Consider the following 17,028-nt stretch of genomic DNA (forward strand, 5'->3'; position numbering starts at 1 on the left):
GGTACGGGCAGTACGGCGGCATGCCTGCAGGGCGCCGGCGGCCTCGAACGTTCGCATGTGCATCTGTCCTTCGCGGCCTGCGGTGGGCCACTGTTGTTTGATTGGCCGCGATTCTTGTTCTTTTCTGATCGAAATTGCTCAGTGTTAACCCGCAGACGGTTCGTTTATGTTCGTTTTAAAGTCGCTTTCGTTTCCCATTCCCTCATCCGACAGCGCCACGTGAACCTCAACCCCCGCCAGATCAGCCTGCTGGACGCCGTGCGCGCCCGCGGCTCCATGACCGTGGAGCAACTGGCCGACATGCTGGGCGTGACGCTGCAGACGGTGCGGCGCGATACCCAGCGGCTGGCCGAGGCGCACATGCTCACCCGCTTCCACGGCGGGGTGCGGGTGCCCGGCTCCACCACCGAGAACATCGCCCACCGCCAGCGCGAGGCGCTGCACGCCGACGGCAAGACCCGCATCGCCCAGGCGGTCGCCGCCCAGGTGCCCGACGGCTGCTCGCTGATCCTCAACATCGGCACCACCACCGAGGCGATCGCCAAGGCGCTGCTGCACCACCGCGGCCTGCGGGTGCTGACCAACAACCTGCATGTCGCCACCATCCTGAGCGCCAACGCCGACTGCGAGGTGATCGTGGCCGGCGGCGCGGTGCGGGCGCGCGACCTGGGCATCGTGGGCGAGGCGGCAGTCGATTTCATCCGCCAGTTCAAGGTCGACATCGCGGTGATCGGCATCTCGGGCATCGAGGCCGACGGCACGCTGCGCGACTTCGACTACCGCGAGGTGAAGGTGGCCCAGACCATCATCGCCCACTCGCGCGAGGTGTGGCTGGCCGCCGACGCGAGCAAGTTCAACCGCCCGGCGATGGTCGAGGTGGCCAAGCTGGCGCAGATCGACCGGCTGTTCACCGACGTGCCGCCGCCCGTGCCGTTCCCGTCCCTGCTGGCCGAGGCCAACGTCGAGCTGACGCTTCCCGAGGCCCTGCACCCGGCGCCGGCAGCGACGGCGACCGCGGCCGACCGGCGCGGCAGGCTCCATGCCGTCGCCGCCGAAGACAAACCCGGCCCTTGAACCGCGGCGCTGCGCCTACCGTGCGCGCCATCTCAGACACTACCGCTCCATGACGTACCTCCTCGCGCTCGACCAGGGCACCTCCAGCTCCCGCAGCATCGTGTTCGACGGCCACGGGCACATCGTGGCGCAGGCCCAGCGCGAGCTGCCCCAGCACTATCCGCAGCCCGGCTGGGTGGAGCACGAGCCCGACGAGATCTGGCAGACCCAGCTGGCCACCGCCCGCGAGGCATTGCAGAGCGCGGGCATCACGGCCGGCGACATCCGCTCGGTCGGCATCACCAATCAGCGCGAAACCACCCTGGTCTGGAACCGCAGGACCGGCCGGCCGATCCACCGCGCCATCGTCTGGCAGGACCGCCGGGCCGAGCCCGAGTGCGCCCGGCTGCGCGAAGGCGGCTGGACCGACAAGATCCAGCAGAAGACCGGCCTGCGGATCGACGCGTATTTCTCCGGCACCAAACTCAAGTGGATCCTCGACCACGTGCCCGGCGCCCGCGACCAGGCCGCCCGCGGCGAGCTGGCCTTCGGCACCGTCGACAGCTGGCTGATCTGGCAGCTGACCGGCGGGCAGCGCCATGTGAGCGACGTGAGCAACGCGTCCCGCACCATGCTGTTCGACGTGCACCGCAACGCCTGGGACGACGAGCTGCTGGCCGCGCTCGACATTCCCCGCGCCCTGATGCCCGAGGTGCTGCCCTCCAGCGCCCACTTCGGCGACGTGCAGGCCGACCTGCTGGGCCAGGCGATCCCGATCGGCGGCGTGGCCGGCGACCAGCAGGCCGCCACCTTCGGCCAGGCCTGCTTTTCGCCCGGCATGGCCAAGAACACCTACGGCACCGGCTGCTTCCTGCTGATGCACACCGGCACCGCGTTCCAGACCTCCCGGAACGGCCTGGTCACCACCAGCGCGGCCCAGCCGTCGCAGCAGACCGAGTACGCGCTGGAAGGCAGCGTCTTCGTCGGCGGCGCGGTGGTGCAGTGGCTGCGCGACGGCCTGCAGGCGATCGATTCCAGCAGCGAGGTGCAGGCCCTGGCCGAGAGCGTGCCCGACGCCGGCGGCGTGGTGCTGGTGCCGGCCTTCACCGGCCTGGGCGCCCCCTACTGGCAGCCCGACGCACGCGGCACCATCACCGGCCTGACCCGCGGCACCACCATGGCCCACATCGCCCGCGCCGCGCTGGAGAGCATCGCCTTCCAGAGCGCCGCCCTGCTGCAGGCGATGCAGCGCGACGCCGCCCAGGCCGGCGTCACAGCCGTGCAGGAGCTGCGGGTCGACGGCGGTGCCTGCGTCAACGACCTGCTGATGCAGTTCCAGGCCGACCTGCTGGGCATCCCGGTGGTGCGGCCGGCGGTGGTGGAGACGACCGCCCTCGGCGCGGCCTACCTGGCGGGCCTGTCTAGCGGAGTCTTCGGCAGTACCGCCGAGCTGTCGGAGCTGTGGCGGGTCGAGAAACGGTTCGAGCCGCAATGGAACCGCGATCAGGCCGAGGAGCGGATGCGGCAGTGGGAACATGCGGTGCGGCAGACGACGCTGCGGTAGGCCGGGCGGCGAATGCTACGAATTCGATAGCTAGAGGCCATTATCGACAGCCGGCCGCAGCCCATTTCGGCCTGCAATCGCGACAAGGGCATCCGTACCATCGAGCGCGTCGCTATGGTTTCTATAGCTGGAAGCCGGCGCCTATTGCCGGCCAGAGGCACATTTCGCTCGAAGCGCAGCCAACCGCCCAACGCGTCTCTCGACCGCGCGACAATGCCGCCCTCCCCTCCGACGCCGTCCCCACCCATCCCGCAGACCACCATGACACAACCCACCGCATCCGACCTCCACCACCGCACCGTCACCTTCATCGGCGGGGGCAACATGGCCAGCGCCCTGATCGGCGGGCTGCGGCGCCAGGGCATGGCGGCGTCGCGCATCCGGGTGGCGGAGCCTTTCGACGAGGCGCGGGCCCGGCTGCTGGCGCAGCATGGCGTGGCGGCGGCACCGGCGGCCGATGCCGCGCTGCTGGGCGGGTGCGACCTGGTGGTGTGGGCGGTGAAGCCGCAGACGTTTCGGGAGGTGGCGCTGGCGTCGGCCGCGATGGCGCCGGGCGCGCTGCACCTGAGCGTGGCCGCCGGCATCCGCAGCGACAGCATCGCCGCCTGGCTGGGCAGCGAGCGCATCGTGCGGGCAATGCCCAACACGCCGGCGCTGGTCGGCCAGGGCATGACCGGCCTCTTCGCCCGTCCGGCGGTGACGGCCGACGACCGGTCGCTGGTCGACCAGATGATCGCCCCGACCGGCCAGGCGCTGTGGCTGGAGGCCGAGTCGCAGCTGGACGCGGTCACCGCGCTCTCGGGCTCGGGGCCGGCCTACGTCTTCTATTTCATCGAGGCGATGGTGCAGGCCGGCACCGCCCTGGGCCTGAGCGCCGCGCAGGCCCAGCAGCTGGCGGTAGGCACCTTCACCGGCGCCGCCACGCTGGCCGGCCAGTCAGACGAGCCGCCGACCGTGCTGCGCGAACGGGTCACTTCCAAGGGCGGCACTACCTACGCGGCATTGACGGCACTGGAGAATGCGGGCGTGAAGGCGGCCTTCGTCGAGGCGATGGAAGCGGCACACCGGCGGGCCGGCGAGCTGGGCGACGAATTCGGGCGGGGCTGAGCCAGAGGCCGGGGCCGACCGGACGGCGCGGTCAGCGGCCGACGCGTCGCGCAGGCAGGCCTGGCAGCGGTGGAGCCTCGGCGTTCCTGCCGAGGCCCAACCGCACGGGAGTCAGCCCAGCCGGCAGATGTTGCGGAAAGCGAAGCCCGCCGCCACGCCGGCGAACAGGGTGAAGCCCAGCCAGTGGTTCACCCGAAACGCGCGGAAGCATCCTTCGCGGGTGCGGTGCCGGATCATCGTCCAGTGCCAGAAGACCTGCACCGCCGCGATCGCCAGCGCCGCGTCGAACGCCGGGCCCAGGTGGTAGGGCCGCAGCGCCATCGCCCAGATCGCCAGGAACAGCAGGTAGAACACCACGACCGCCGGAACGTCGAAACGGCCGAGCGTGATCGCCGAGGTCTTCATGCCGATGCGCAGGTCGTCGTCGCGGTCGACCATCGCGTACTCGGTGTCGTAGGCCAGCACCCAGAACAGGTTGCCCAGCAGCAGCCACCAGGCCACGCCCGGCACGCCGCCTTCGATGGCAGCCAGCAGCCAGCTGTCGGCCCCGAGCACCGCGGTGTAGATCCAGGATTCGCCGCCCTGCACCGCGGTGAAGGCCATCGGGATGCCGGCGCTGAAGGCCAGGCCCAGCACCGCCTGGGGCATCGCCACGTGGCGCTTGGCATAGGGATAGGCCAGGGTGATCGCCAGTGCCGCGAAGGACCAGATCACCGTCGAGGCGTTGGTCGTCAGCACCAGCACGAAGGCACAGAAGGCCAATACCGCGGCCAGCACCAAAGCCTCGCGGACCGATACCGCACCGCGGGTCACGGGACGCAGGGCGGTGCGCTTCACATGGCGGTCGAAATCGCGGTCGGCGACGTCGTTCACGCAGCAGCCGGCGCTGCGCATCAGTACCGTACCCGCAGTGAAGACGGCCAGCAGGTGCCACCCTGGAAAGCCCGAGGAGGCGACCCAGAGGGCCGCCAGCGTGGGCCACAACAGCAGCAGCCAGCCCGCCGGACGGTTCCAGCGGACGAGGTCGAGGTAGAGCGGCAGGCGGCTGGGCATGGCGCGCGTCAGCAGGAGCAGGGAAGTCATGGAGGGCAAGCGAAAGCGCATCCGCGAACGGGATGCAGCTGCCCCAAGATTGTGCCCGGTTCAAACGCAAACGCGACGCAAAACGGCCCCTCCAAGAGCCGTTGATCGGATAGTCCTGACCGGATGGTCAAAAACCGGTGCCGGAAGCCGCCGGACGACGGACTCCGGGCGCTCCTCCTACCGATCGTCCCGCCCCGCGGAACGGGACCGGTCGGCAACGGTTTGCTTATTCCTCGAGCAGCGAGCGCAGCATCCAGGCGGTCTGGTCGTGCACGGCGCAGCGGGCGGTCAGCATGTCGGCCGTCGGATCGTCGCCAGCCTCTTCGGCCACCGGGATGAACTCGCGGGCGATGCGCGACACCGTCTCGTGGCCCTGCACCAGGATGCGGATCATCTCGGTGGCCTTGGGCGGCGACAGCGGCACGTCGGGCACGGTGGAGATCTTGCTGAACTCGGCATACGAGCCCGGCGCGTAATGGCCCAGCGAGCGGATCCGCTCGGCGATCACGTCGGTCGAGGTCCACAGCTCGGTGTACTGCTCCATGAACATCACGTGCAGCGAGTTGAAGTGCGGCCCGGTCACGTTCCAGTGGAAGTTGTGGGTGGTGAGGTAGAGGGTGTAGGTATCGGCCAGCACCCGCGACAGGCCTTCGGCGATCGCGGCGCGGTCGGCCTCGTCGATGCCGATGTTGATCCGCGGCGCACCGGCGCTGCCCGACGAGGGGGCCACGCGTTGCGAGCCCTTCGACGGCACCGTGCCGGCGGACGCCGACGGTGCGTCGGTGATCGGCGCGCTGGGGTTGAAGGGAATCTTGCTCTTCTTGGAATCGTTCTTGGCCATCGGGCACTCCTCGAGGTTTTCAGGGATGACGCACTTTAGGCGGCGCGGCGGCGCCAGCCAACAGACGCACTCTATCGCCGCGATTGCGGGGAATGCGTAACCAGTTGGCAGGCCGGCCGGCAGGACCGGCGCCCGCCCGTCAGGACAGGCGCGCCACCCCCGGTAGCTCGCAGGCGTAGACCGCGTTGCGCAGCGCCGCGATCGCCTCGTAGCGGGTGAAGCTGCGGCGCCAGGCCAGCACCACCCGGCGGCTGGGCGGCGTGCCCTCGAACGGGATGTAGCGGATGTACTGCTCGGCCTCGGCGGCCGCCTGGCCGCGCTTCTTCGGCCGCGGCGCCAGCGCGTCCTTGGGCACCGACAGGCGCGGCACCAGGGTCACGCCCATGCCGGCGGCGACCATGTGCTTGATCGTCTCCAGCGAGGAGCCTTCGAAGCTCTTGCGGATGCCCTCTGCGTTGGCCGAGAAGCGGGCGAACTCCGGGCACACCTCCAGCACATGGTCGCGGAAGCAGTGGCCGGTGCCCAGCAGCAGCATGGTCTCGCTCTTGATCTCTTCGGCGCCGATGGCGCTGCGCCCGGCCAGCGGGTGCGTGCTGGGCACCGCGATCATGAAGGGCTCGTCGTAGAGCGCGGCCATCGCCAGGCCGGTGTCGGGAAAGGGCTCGGCCATGATGGCGCAGTCGATCTCGCCGGTGCGCAGCATCTCCAGCAGCCGGGCGGTGAAGTTCTCCTGCAGCACCAGGGGCATCTGCGGCGTGCGGCCGATCGCCTGGCGCACCAGGTCGGGCAGCAGGTAGGGGCCGATGGTGTAGATGATGCCGAGCGCCAGCGGACCGGCCAGCGGGTCCTTGCCGCGCCGGGCGATCTCCTTGATGCCGGCGGCCTGCTCCAGGACGCTCTGCGCCTGCCGCACGATCTCTTCGCCCAGGGGCGTGACCGCGACCTCGTTGGCGCTGCGCTCGAAGAGCTTGACCTCCAGCTCTTCCTCGAGCTTCTTGATCGCCACCGACAGCGTCGGCTGGGAGACATGGCAGGCCTCTGCGGCCTTGCCGAAATGCTTCTCGCGGGCGACGGCGACGATGTACTTGAGTTCGGTCAGGGTCATGCGGCGATTGTCCCGCAAGCCCGCGGTGCCGCCGGCGCGGCGGCGGCACTCACTCCAGCCGGTGCGTGTCGTCGGCGGCCTGCGGCGGGGTCTTGATCGCGATCGCCTTGAAGCGGCCGGTGGTCGCCATCGAACCGGCGTGCGCGGTGCCCTTGGGGATGATGATCAGGTCGCCGGGGCCGATGGTCTGCTGCTTGTCGCCCAGCCAGAAGGTGCCGGTGCCCTCGACGATGTACTGGATCTCGTCGGCGTCGCGGTGGTAGTGCTTGAACACGTTGCCCGACTGCACCGCGACGGTGGCGCCCGGCTTGCTGACGTAGGTGCGCGAGCGCAGGTCCAGCCCCGGGCGGGCGGCGCCGATGTCGTCGTCGGTCAGCTTGCCGACATGGACGATCTGCGGCACCAGCGGCACGTCGGCCTGGGCGGTGGCGCCCGGCAGCCAGTGGGGGGCCGTCAGGCCGGCCGAGAAGGCGGCGGCCAGGGCGGCGACGAAGGGAATGCGGCGCATGAATACGTCTCCTGTTGTTGTCGTCGTAGGCAGGCCCGTGCCGGGCATGCGCGGCCATTATTGGAGTGCCGGCCACGAGCGCGACACCGCATAAACCCATGGCCCGACCGACGCGGTGCGGTCAGGCCTTCAGGTACTCCGACTTGGTGCCCAGCCAACGCGCCACGTGCCGCGCCGCCAGGAACGGATCGCGGTCGAGCATCCGGGGCGCCAGGTCGCGGGCCCATTCGAGCACATCGACATCGGCCTCCAGGTCGGCGAAGCGCAGCAGGGCGGCGCCGGACTGGCGGGCGCCCAGGAACTCGCCCGGCCCGCGGATCTCCAGATCGCGCCGGGCGATCTCGAAGCCGTCGTTGGTCTCGACCATCGCCCGCAGCCGCTCGCGGGCGGTCTCGCTGACCCGGCCGCCCTCGTTGGTGGCGTAGAGCAGTACGCAGGCCGAGGCCGCCGCGCCGCGCCCCACCCGGCCGCGCAATTGGTGCAGCTGGCTCAACCCGAAGCGCTCGGCGTGCTCGATCACCATCAGCGAGGCGTTGGGCACGTCGACCCCCACTTCGATCACGGTGGTGCTGACCAGCACGCCCATCCGGCCGGCGGCGAACTCGGCCATCACCGCCTTCTTCTCGGCGGTGGGCATGCGCGAGTGCAGCAGGCCGATGGCGGTGCCGGGCAGCGCCTCGACCAGGTCGGCATGGGTCTGGGTGGCGTTGGTCAGGTCGACCGCCTCGCTCTCCTCGATCAGCGGACAGACCCAGTAGACCTGCCGGCCCTGCGCCAGCTGGGCGCCGATGCGGGCCACCACCTCGTCGCGGCGGCTGTCGGCGATCAGCTTGGTGACGATGGGCGTGCGGCCGGGCGGCAGTTCGTCGAGGGTGGAGACGTCCAGGTCGGCGTAATAGCTCATGGCCAGCGTCCGCGGGATCGGGGTGGCGGTCATCATCAGCATGTGCGGCTCGCGGCCCTCGCCCTGCAGCTTGCCGCGCAGGGCCAGCCGCTGCGCCACGCCGAAGCGGTGCTGCTCGTCGACCACCGCCAGCGCCAGCCGTTTGAACACCACCGGCCCCTGGATCACCGCGTGGGTGCCCACCACCAGCGCGGCGGCGCCGCTGGCGATCGCCTCCAGCGCCCGGGTGCGCTCCTTCTTCTTCTGGCTGCCGGTGAGCCAGGCCACCTGCAGGCCCCGCGCCTCCAGCAGCGGCGCCAGCCAGCCGACCAGTTTCTGGAAATGCTGCTCGGCCAGGATCTCGGTGGGCGCCATCAGCGCGCACTGCCAGCCGGCGTCGATGCAGATGCAGGCGGCCAGCGCGGCCACGATCGTCTTGCCGGCGCCCACGTCGCCCTGCAGCAGCCGGTGCATCGGCACGGCGCCGGCGCCGTCCGGCGCCAGGCGCGCCATGTCGTGCGCGATCTCGGCGACGACGCGGCGCTGCGCGCCGGTGAGGGCGAAGGGCAGGAGGGCGAGCAGGGCGTCTGAGAGACTGGCCGGGGCTGCGGAAGGCCCGGTGCCGCCGTCGTCGGATCGCGCGTCCGGCGCCGGCATGGCGTGGTCGCGGGGCGGCGCCTGCAGCAGTGGCGCCCGCAGCCCGTCGCGGGCGCGCTTGGCCTCCAGCTGGGAGAGTTGCTGGGCCAGCAGCTCCTCGGCCTTCAGCCGCTGCCAGGCCGGGTGGCTGCGGTCCTCCAGCACGGCCAGCGGCGTGTCGGGCGTCGGATGGTGCAAAAACGATAGCGCGGAGCCGAGACTCCACCACGGCTTCAGCCCAGTTTCACCATGGATCGCGGCACCGGCCGGGTACGGCGCCGCGCCGGGCGGCAGCGTCTCCGACAGATCCACCCGCGCCAGTGCCGACTGCACCGCCCGGCGCAGGTAGGCCTGCGGCAGCTGGGCACTGGTGGGGTACACCGGCGTCAGTCCTTCGGGCAGGGGCGCATCGGCCGGCCTGAAGGACGGGTGCAGCATCGTCCGCCCGATGAAGCCGCCACGCACCTCGCCGCGCACCCGCACCTGCATGCCTTCGGCCAGCGCCTTTTGGTGCGACGGGTAGAAGGTGAAGAAGCGCAGCTCCAACGTGTCGCTGCCGTCGTCGATCAGCACCTTGAGCTGGCGGCGCGGGGCGAGCTGCACGTCGCTGTGCACCACCGTGCCGGCGACCTGCACCGTCTCGCCACTACGGGTGTCGGCGATGCGCAGGATGCGGGTCTCGTCCTCGTAGCGCAGCGGCACGTGCAGCGCCAGGTCGATGTCGCGGCGCAGACCGAGCTTCTGCATCGCCAACTGGGCCGGGCTGGCCGCCGCCTTGCGGGCGGGGGCGGCGCTGGGCGCGGGAACGGGGGAATCGGCGACGCGCGGCATGAGCCCCGATTTTGCCTGCGCGCCGATGCCCCGCGCCGGGGCACAGGCCCGCGGTGCGGATCAGCCGTGGATGCCGCCCGCTACCTCGATCCGCTGGCCGTTGATCCAGCGGCCGCCGTCCGACAGCAGGGCCGCCACCGCGTCGCCGATGTCCTCGGGCAGGCCGACGCGGCCCAGCGGCGTGCTCTGTGCGATGCGGGCGTTGAGCTCGGCGTTGTCGCGCACCGCTCCGCCGCCGAAGTCGGTCTCGATCGCGCCCGGGGCGAGGGTGTTGACCGCGATGCGGCGCGGGCCGAGTTCGGCGGCCAGGTAGCGGGTCAGCACCTCGACGCCGCCCTTCATCACCGCGTAGGCCGCGTAGCCGGGGTACGAGAAGCGGGCCAAACCGCTGGAGACGTTCACGATGCGGCCGCCGTCGGCGATCAGCGGCAGCAGCTTCTGGGTCAGGAAGAAGGTGCCCTTGAGGTGGATCGCGACCATGTCGTCGAACTGCTGCTCGGTGGTCTCGGCGAAGGGCGCGTACACGCCGACGCCGGCGTTGTTGACCAGGAAGTCGAAGCGCTCGCGGCCCCAGCCGGCCAGCTGGCGGCCGACCTCGGCGGCGAAGCCGGCGAATCCGGCGGTGGTCGACACGTCCAGCGGCAGGGCCACGGCGCGGCGGCCCAGAGCGGCGATGGCGGCGACCACCGCGTCGGCTTCGGCTTGGTTGCTGCGGTAGGTCAGCACGATGTCGGTGCCCTGCGCGGCGAGCGCCAGGGCCATGCTGCGGCCCAGGCCGCGGCTGCCGCCGGTGACGAGGGCGATGCGGGGGGTGGAGGCGTTGGGGGTGGTGGTCGTCATGGCAAGACTCTTGGATCGGTGAATGGGTCGGAAGAACAGGGATGGATGCTATTGATGGACAGCAGCCGGATAAACCACCCGCCTACCATCACACTGTTCAGCTACCACCAACAATCCCATGCACCGCATCGACGCACTCCAGATCTTCGTCCGCGTGGCCGAGATGGGCAGCTTCACCAAGGCCGCCACCCTGCTCGGCCTGCCCAAGGCCACCGCCTCGGTCGCGGTGCGGCAACTGGAGGCCGAGGTGGGCGTGCGCCTGCTGCACCGCACCACCCGCAGCGTGCAGCTCACCACCGACGGCCAGGCGTTCTACGAGCGCGGCACCGCGTTGCTGACCGAGGTGGACGACCTGCACGGCCTGTTCCGCCACGACGGCGCCGCGCTGCACGGCCGGCTGCGGGTCGACATGCCCACCGGCACCGCCAACAACATCGTGATCCCGGCGCTGCCGGCCTTCCTGGCGGCGCATCCGGGCCTGGAACTGCAGCTGGGCAGCACCGACCGAAGGGTCGACATGGTGCAGGAGGGCTTCGACTGCGTGCTGCGCATCGGCACCCTGGCCGACAGCAGCCTGGTGGCCCACCCGCTGGGCGCGATGCCGCAGCACAACTACGCCAGCCCCGACTACCTGCGCCGGCACGGTACGCCGCTGGGACTGGACGACCTGGCCGGCGGCGTGCACCGGATGGTGCACTACGTCTCGGCCCTGGGCGCCCGGCCGCTGGGCTGGGAATACACCGCGGACGACGGCCGCGCCGCGACGCTGGCGATGCCCGGCGCGCTGCAGGTCACCAACGTGCAGGCTTACGAGGCGGCCTGCGTCGCCGGGCTGGGCCTGATCCAGGCGCCGCGCGCCGGCATGCAGAAGCACATCGCCGCCGGCCAGTTGGTGGAAGTTCTGCCGGGCCTGCGGGCGCCGCCGCTGCCGGTGGCGCTGGTGGTGGCGCACCGGCGCGGGCTGTCGCGCCGGGTGCGGGTCTTCATGGCCTGGATGCGGGAGGTGCTGGCGCCCTGGATGCAGGAATGAGCAGTGGCGCCCTGCCACAATCGCGGCCCTTTCCGGTCTTCTTTCTCCTTGGAACGGACGCGTCCCGTCCTCAAGCGCCATGCCCTCTTCCGCGTCTTCCGCCCCCGCCACGCCGCGCGACTTCACCGTCGCCGATTTCGACTTCGACCTGCCCCCGTCCCTGATCGCCCAGTATCCCGCCGCCGAGCGCAGCGGATCGCGCCTGCTGGACGGCACCGGCGATGCGCCTGCCGACCGCGCGTTCCGCGAGCTGCCCGGCCTGCTGCGGGCCGGCGACCTGCTGCTCTTCAACGACACCCGGGTGGTCAAGGCGCGGCTCTTCGGCGAGAAGCCCACCGGCGGCAAGGCCGAGCTGCTGGTCGAGCGGGTGCTGCAGGGCCAGGAGATCGTGGCGCACGTGAAGGTCAGCAAGAAGCCGCCGGTCGGCACCACGCTGCGGATGGCGGGCGGCTTCGGCGCCACGCTGCTGGGCCGATGGCCGAAGGAGGACGGGCCGCTGTTCCGGTTCCGTCTGGACGGCACTGCGGGCGAGACGCCCTACGACCTGATGGAGCGCCATGGCCACGTGCCGCTGCCGCCGTATATCGAACGCGACCAGCAGCACGAGGACGCATCCGACACCGACGAAGACGCACGGCGCTACCAGACGGTGTTCGCCCGGGTGCCCGGCGCAGTGGCCGCGCCGACCGCGGCGCTGCACTTCGACGACGCGGTGCTGGCGCAACTGGAGGCTTGCGGCGTGCGGCGCGCCGCGGTCACCCTGCACGTGGGCGCCGGCACCTTCCAGCCGGTGAAGGTCGAGCGCATCGCGGACCACCACATGCACCACGAGCGCTACGACGTGCCCGCCGCCACCCAGCAGGCCATCGCCGATTGCCGGGCCCGCGGCGGCCGGGTGGTGGCGGTCGGCACGACCACGGTGCGCACGCTGGAGTCCTGGGCCCGCAGCGGCCAGGCCGCGGGCGACACCGACATCTTCATCACCCCGGGCTTCCGGTTCCAGGTGGTCGACGTGCTGCTGACCAACTTCCACCTGCCCAAATCCACGCTGATGATGCTGGTGAGCGCCTTCGCCGGCTACGAGCGGGTGATGGGTCTGTACCGGCACGCGGTGGCGCAGGAGTACCGGTTCTTCAGCTACGGAGATGCGATGCTGCTGGAGCGGCGGTAGGCTCCCGACCCGCCGAGAAGCCCGCCGCGCAGACCTCGAGCACACGCCACTGCAGCACCGCGCGGAACGACTGTTGCGGCGTGTAGCCGGGCCCGGCCGGCGAACCACGGCGCCAGGCGGGATAATTCGCAGTTGCTTCGACTGCGCCGGCCCCGGCCAGCGCCCCACCTTCCTTCGCCCGCGTGACATCCACGCCCGCCTTGCATGACCACCATCTCCGCAAACAACCCCTTCATCCTGAAACTGCAGCAGGTCGACCAGTTCATCGAGCAGAAGAACCTTCAGGCCGCCGCCGACCTGCTCAACACGCTGGGCCGTGCCGAGCCGCACAACCCGCTGGTCTACATGATGGGCATGAAGCTCGGCGAAGCGGCGGGCAATCCGAAGGCGGCCTTGCAGGCCGCGCGGCGCATCGTCGAATGCGCGCCGGGCTGGCCCAACGGATTGATCGAGCTCGCGGCCTGCCTGGCACGCCAGAACGCGACGGAAGAAGCCCTGTCGGTCGCGCAGCAGGCAGTCGACGGCGCGCCGAAGGACCAGACCATCCTCACCCGTGCGGTAGACATCGCCCACCACTCGCGTAACTTCATGATCGGCCAGCCGTGGCTGCGCCAGGCGCTGGCGCAGGACGAAACCAACACCACGCTTCGCAAGGTGATGGCCCGCAGCCTGGCGGAAACCAACCAGCTGCCCGAGGCCATCGAGGTCTGCACCGCCCTGCTCGACGAGCATCCGGACGACACCGCGGTGCTGGCGGAACGGATGAGCGCTGCTTTCCGCTCGAGCGACATCGCCCAGGCCCGTGCCGATGCCGACCGCCTGATCGAACTCGCGCCCAACGACGACACTTTCCGCTTCTGGCACGACAAGCTCAACGGCAAGGTGCCCACGACCCAGCCGCCGGCGATGGTCGAGCATCTCTTCGACAGCTACGCGCCCTCCTTCGACATGCACCTGGTGCGCGGCCTGCAGTACGACACGCCGAAGAAGGTGGCGGAATGGATCCGCAGCCGCTATCCGACCCTGGAGCTCAACATCCTCGACCTGGGCTGCGGCACCGGGCTGCTGGGCGTGTTCCTGGGCCGGATCAACGGCTTCCTTATCGGGGTGGACCTCTCCACCAAGATGGTCGAGCAGGCCGCGCGCCACGGCGTGTACGACCGCTTCCACACGGTCAACCTGGTGGATGCGCTGCGCGAGACGCCGGCGGATCTCTACCACGTGATCACCGCCAACGACGTGCTGATCTACGTCGGCGACCTGACCACCGTCGTTCCCAACGCCTTCCGGGTCTGCCGACCCGACGGCTACTTCGTCTTCACCTGCGAGCAGGCCGACGAGAGCGGCCCCGACCTGGTGCTGCACGACTCGATCCGCTATGCCCACAAGGTCAGCGCGGTGCAGGCCCAGTGCAAGGAGGTAGGCTTCGACGACGTCGCGATCGAATTCGTCGACCTGCGAGTGGAACGCGGCGCACCGATCCGCGGTTTCCGCGTCACGGCGCACAAGCCGGCCTGAGCCCGAACAGGCCCCGGTTCCGCCCGCCGGCGGGGTCGGTCGCCCACCACACCCCCGCCGATGGCCCTCCAACGCCTCTCCTGCGCCGCTGCACTGCTCGCCGCACTGCTACCCTCCACCGGCGCGCAGGCGCGCGGCTACGCCCCGCAGGGCAGTTGCGGCGACTACGCACGTCTCGCCATCGGCAGCCCGGCCGGCACCTGCGTCGCCCTGCTCGCCGACGAAGCAGAAGGCCTGCGGATGCCGCGCCGCATCCTCGAGGTGGCGCCGGGGCGCTACTGGATCGTGGACATGGGGTCGTGGGAGCCGCACCGCGGCAGGCTGCTCGACATGGTGCTGCCGCTCGACGGTCCTGCGCCACGCCGCGCACGCATCACGGCGTTGGCCGACAAGCTCGACCGTCCGCTCGGCCTGGCGCTCGGGCCCGACGGCAAGGTCTATGTCGCGGAAGCTGACCGCATCTGGCGCACGCCGGTGCCGGCCGCAGGCGGCGCACTGCAGCAGGAGGTGGTGATCGACAAGCTGCCCGACGACGGCGCGCATCCGCTGAAGGAAATCGCCTTCGGCCCAGGCGGCAGGCTGTATGTGAACATCGGCTCTTCCAGCGATGGCTGCCGTGACGACCGGCAACAGCTGCCGGTCCCCTGTCCCGATCTTTCCGGCGCCACGCCGCGCGCCGCCGTCTACGAAGCGGTGCTGTCCGGCCCCCAGTGGACATTGCAGAGCTTCAAGCCTTTCGCCACCGGCTTGCGCAACTCCGCGGCGCTGGCGGTGTTGGCCGAAGGCCCTGCCAAAGGCACGGTGCTGCAGGGCGAGAATTCGATCGACTATCCGGAAGCCGACCGGCCCGCCGAAGAACTGAACCTGCTGCAGGCAGGCAGGCACTATGGCTGGCCCTACTGCGTCGCAGACCGGCAGCCCGCACGCGGCTACGAGAATCGCTACGACTGCGCCGCCAGCACGCCGCCCAGAATGCTCTGGCCCGCCCATGCCGCCCCGTTGCAGATGTTTCTAGGCCCGGCAGACAGCCGCTTCGCCGGGCAACTGCTGGTAGCGTGGCACGGCTACAAGCCGGGCGGCCACCGCGTGGTGGGCTACAAGGCTGGCGCCGATGGCCTTCCGTCCGGTAAGCCGGTCGAATGGCTCACCGGCTGGGATGCGCAGCTGGGCGTGCGGCCCCTCGGGAAACCCACCGGCCTGACCGTCGACCGCCAGGGCCGGCTGCTGGTGGTCGAAGACCTCAACCGCACGGTGCTGATGCTGCTGCCCACTACCTCGCCGAACAAGTAAACCCTCGTACAGCCATGTCCGCCCTGCCCCGCCTGCAATTCGACCTCCTCGCCACCGACCCCGCCAGCCACGCCCGCCGCGGCACGCTCACCCTCAACCACGGCGTGGTGCAGACGCCGATCTTCATGCCGGTCGGCACCTACGGCACCGTCAAGGGCGTGATGCCGCGCTCGCTGGACGAGATGGGTGCGCAGATCATCCTGGGCAACACCTTCCACCTGTGGATGCGGCCGGGCCTCGACGTGATGGAATCGTTCGGCGGACTGCACCAGTTCGAGAAATGGGACAAGCCGATCCTCACCGACTCGGGCGGCTTCCAGGTCTGGTCGCTGGGCGCGATGCGCAAGATTTCGGAGGAAGGCGTGAAGTTCGCCTCGCCGGTCAACGGCGACAGGCTGTTCCTCACGCCCGAGGTGTCGATGCAGATCCAGACGGTGCTCAACAGCGACATCGTCATGCAGTTCGACGAATGCACGCCCTACGACACCCAGGGCCACATCACGACCGAGGCCGAGGCCCGCACCTCGATGGAGCTGAGCCTGCGCTGGGCGCGGCGCTGCCAGAGCGAGTTCGCGCGGCTGGAGAACCCCAACGCGCTCTTCGGCATCGTGCAGGGCGGCATGTTCGAGAACCTGCGCCAGGAGTCGCTCGACCAGCTGGTCGAGATGGACTTCCCCGGCTATGCGATCGGGGGCGTCAGCGTCGGCGAGCCGAAGGACGAGATGCTGCGCGTCATGGCCCACACGCCGCACCGGCTGCCGGCCCACAAGCCCCGCTACCTGATGGGCGTGGGCACGCCGGAGGACCTGGTGCAGGGCGTGGCCGACGGGGTCGACATGTTCGACTGCGTCATGCCGACCCGCAACGCGCGCAATGGCACCCTCTTCAGCCGCTACGGCGACCTGAAGATCCGCAACGCCCGCCACAAGACCGACCCGCAGCCGCTCGACACCAGCTGCACCTGTCACGCCTGCGCCGGCACCACCGGCGTGTCGTGGGACGACGGCGGGCGCGGCGGCTTCAGCCGCGCCTACCTGCACCACCTCGACCGCTGCGGCGAGATGCTGGGGCCGATGCTCACCACCATCCACAACCTGCACTACTACCTGCAGCTGATGCAGGAGATCCGCGACGCGCTCGACGCGGGCCGCTTCGGCGAATTCCGCGCGCAGTTCAAGGCAGACCGGGCGCGCGGCGTCTGAGGGAAGCGCCGCATCCGGCGGCGATACGACAGCGCGTACCGATGCTTCGTAGATCGCCACGGTAGCGCAGTAGCGCAGTAGCGCAGTAGCGGGCGGGGAATAGCAGACCGCACCCGGCTTCGGCAGTGCGTCGCGCGGGACCGCCCCCACCAGCCTGCATCGCACGAGCGGGCGACGGGTAGGTGCGCCGTCGCAACGAACAGGCGGGCATCCGGCGCCGTCCACTTCCACCCAACAAATGTTTTCAAAAAAAAACGTTTGTTTGCTAACATCCGCGCCTCGAGGGTCAGATGGCGTAGATCAATCCTGCCCGAAGCGCGCATGCAAATGCGCGCCCCCTGTTCGTCGGTGTCCGAAGTCCTGTGT

General features: G+C 70.3%; 14 protein-coding genes. 8 read left to right on the plus strand and 6 right to left on the minus strand.

Annotated elements, in window-relative coordinates; translation table 11 throughout:
• Positions 1 to 219: 219 nt before the first annotated feature.
• From ASE76_RS14855 to proC, 3 genes are all read left to right on the plus strand, one after another.
• Entirely contained in the window at positions 220 to 1,074 is an 855-nt protein-coding gene (locus ASE76_RS14855; RefSeq protein ID WP_082448570.1) for a DeoR/GlpR family DNA-binding transcription regulator, read from the plus strand.
• A 49-nt stretch (positions 1,075 to 1,123) separates the two neighbouring features.
• Entirely contained in the window at positions 1,124 to 2,617 is a 1,494-nt protein-coding gene (glpK, locus tag ASE76_RS14860) for a glycerol kinase GlpK (protein WP_055840977.1), read from the plus strand.
• A gap of 261 nt (positions 2,618 to 2,878) precedes the next feature.
• On the plus strand, positions 2,879 to 3,724 hold the full coding sequence (proC, locus tag ASE76_RS14865) for a pyrroline-5-carboxylate reductase (RefSeq protein WP_055840981.1): 846 nt from the start codon (positions 2,879 to 2,881) through the stop codon (positions 3,722 to 3,724).
• A gap of 111 nt (positions 3,725 to 3,835) precedes the next feature.
• Here the strand turns inward: proC and ASE76_RS14870 are convergent, their stop codons facing one another.
• The 6 genes from ASE76_RS14870 to ASE76_RS14895 all read right to left on the minus strand — a co-directional run bounded on the left by ASE76_RS14870 (position 3,836) and on the right by ASE76_RS14895 (position 10,451).
• On the minus strand, positions 3,836 to 4,807 hold the full coding sequence (locus ASE76_RS14870; RefSeq protein WP_055840985.1) for a 4-hydroxybenzoate octaprenyltransferase: 972 nt from the start codon (positions 4,805 to 4,807) through the stop codon (positions 3,836 to 3,838).
• Positions 4,808 to 5,033: 226 nt separating this feature from the next.
• On the minus strand, positions 5,034 to 5,648 hold the full coding sequence (locus ASE76_RS14875; RefSeq protein WP_082448593.1) for a Dps family protein: 615 nt from the start codon (positions 5,646 to 5,648) through the stop codon (positions 5,034 to 5,036).
• A 139-nt stretch (positions 5,649 to 5,787) separates the two neighbouring features.
• Positions 5,788 to 6,753 carry a LysR substrate-binding domain-containing protein gene (locus ASE76_RS14880; RefSeq protein ID WP_055840988.1) on the minus strand — a complete coding sequence of 322 codons (966 nt, stop codon included), beginning with the start codon at positions 6,751 to 6,753 and terminating at the stop codon, positions 5,788 to 5,790.
• A gap of 49 nt (positions 6,754 to 6,802) precedes the next feature.
• Positions 6,803 to 7,261, minus strand: a complete 459-nt coding sequence (locus tag ASE76_RS14885) for a cupin domain-containing protein (RefSeq protein ID WP_055840991.1) — start codon at positions 7,259 to 7,261, stop codon at positions 6,803 to 6,805.
• 121 nt (positions 7,262 to 7,382) lie between these two features.
• On the minus strand, positions 7,383 to 9,611 hold the full coding sequence (gene recG / locus ASE76_RS14890; protein WP_055840994.1) for an ATP-dependent DNA helicase RecG: 2,229 nt from the start codon (positions 9,609 to 9,611) through the stop codon (positions 7,383 to 7,385).
• 60 nt (positions 9,612 to 9,671) lie between these two features.
• Complete coding sequence (locus ASE76_RS14895; protein ID WP_055840997.1) at positions 9,672 to 10,451, minus strand: SDR family NAD(P)-dependent oxidoreductase; 780 nt, start codon at positions 10,449 to 10,451, stop codon at positions 9,672 to 9,674.
• Positions 10,452 to 10,569: 118 nt separating this feature from the next.
• On the opposite strand from ASE76_RS14895, the gene ASE76_RS14900 reads away from it, so the two are divergent.
• The 5 genes from ASE76_RS14900 (at position 10,570) to tgt (ending at position 16,662) form a co-directional block, all read left to right on the plus strand.
• Positions 10,570 to 11,481 carry a LysR family transcriptional regulator gene (locus tag ASE76_RS14900; protein WP_055841001.1) on the plus strand — a complete coding sequence of 304 codons (912 nt, stop codon included), beginning with the start codon at positions 10,570 to 10,572 and terminating at the stop codon, positions 11,479 to 11,481.
• A gap of 79 nt (positions 11,482 to 11,560) precedes the next feature.
• A complete protein-coding gene (gene queA / locus ASE76_RS14905) occupies positions 11,561 to 12,652 on the plus strand; it encodes a tRNA preQ1(34) S-adenosylmethionine ribosyltransferase-isomerase QueA (protein WP_055841005.1) in 1,092 nt (363 codons plus the stop codon).
• Positions 12,653 to 12,856: 204 nt separating this feature from the next.
• Entirely contained in the window at positions 12,857 to 14,170 is a 1,314-nt protein-coding gene (locus tag ASE76_RS14910; RefSeq protein ID WP_055841007.1) for a tetratricopeptide repeat protein, read from the plus strand.
• Between the two features lie 60 nt (positions 14,171 to 14,230).
• Positions 14,231 to 15,460, plus strand: a complete 1,230-nt coding sequence (locus tag ASE76_RS14915) for a sorbosone dehydrogenase family protein (protein WP_055841010.1) — start codon at positions 14,231 to 14,233, stop codon at positions 15,458 to 15,460.
• Between the two features lie 14 nt (positions 15,461 to 15,474).
• Positions 15,475 to 16,662: a tRNA guanosine(34) transglycosylase Tgt gene (gene tgt / locus ASE76_RS14920; RefSeq protein ID WP_055841012.1), complete on the plus strand. Its 1,188-nt coding sequence runs from the start codon at positions 15,475 to 15,477 to the stop codon at positions 16,660 to 16,662.
• Positions 16,663 to 17,028 lie beyond the last annotated feature (366 nt).

It is taken from the genome of Xylophilus sp. Leaf220 (assembly GCF_001421705.1).
Classification (GTDB): domain Bacteria; phylum Pseudomonadota; class Gammaproteobacteria; order Burkholderiales; family Burkholderiaceae_C; genus Xylophilus.

Bases quoted from the DNA above. Each gene is read 5' to 3' on its own strand.
- glpK (WP_055840977.1), top strand. From the start codon at position 1,124: ATGACGTACCTCCTCGCGCTCGACCAGGGCACCTCCAGCTCCCGCAGC.
- proC (WP_055840981.1), top strand. From the start codon at position 2,879: ATGACACAACCCACCGCATCCGACCTCCACCACCGCACCGTCACCTTC.
- ASE76_RS14870 (WP_055840985.1), bottom strand. From the start codon at position 4,807: ATGACTTCCCTGCTCCTGCTGACGCGCGCCATGCCCAGCCGCCTGCCG.
- ASE76_RS14875 (WP_082448593.1), bottom strand. From the start codon at position 5,648: ATGGCCAAGAACGATTCCAAGAAGAGCAAGATTCCCTTCAACCCCAGC.
- ASE76_RS14880 (WP_055840988.1), bottom strand. From the start codon at position 6,753: ATGACCCTGACCGAACTCAAGTACATCGTCGCCGTCGCCCGCGAGAAG.
- ASE76_RS14885 (WP_055840991.1), bottom strand. From the start codon at position 7,261: ATGCGCCGCATTCCCTTCGTCGCCGCCCTGGCCGCCGCCTTCTCGGCC.
- recG (WP_055840994.1), bottom strand. From the start codon at position 9,611: ATGCCGCGCGTCGCCGATTCCCCCGTTCCCGCGCCCAGCGCCGCCCCC.
- ASE76_RS14895 (WP_055840997.1), bottom strand. From the start codon at position 10,451: ATGACGACCACCACCCCCAACGCCTCCACCCCCCGCATCGCCCTCGTC.
- ASE76_RS14900 (WP_055841001.1), top strand. From the start codon at position 10,570: ATGCACCGCATCGACGCACTCCAGATCTTCGTCCGCGTGGCCGAGATG.
- queA (WP_055841005.1), top strand. From the start codon at position 11,561: ATGCCCTCTTCCGCGTCTTCCGCCCCCGCCACGCCGCGCGACTTCACC.
- ASE76_RS14910 (WP_055841007.1), top strand. From the start codon at position 12,857: ATGACCACCATCTCCGCAAACAACCCCTTCATCCTGAAACTGCAGCAG.
- ASE76_RS14915 (WP_055841010.1), top strand. From the start codon at position 14,231: ATGGCCCTCCAACGCCTCTCCTGCGCCGCTGCACTGCTCGCCGCACTG.
- tgt (WP_055841012.1), top strand. From the start codon at position 15,475: ATGTCCGCCCTGCCCCGCCTGCAATTCGACCTCCTCGCCACCGACCCC.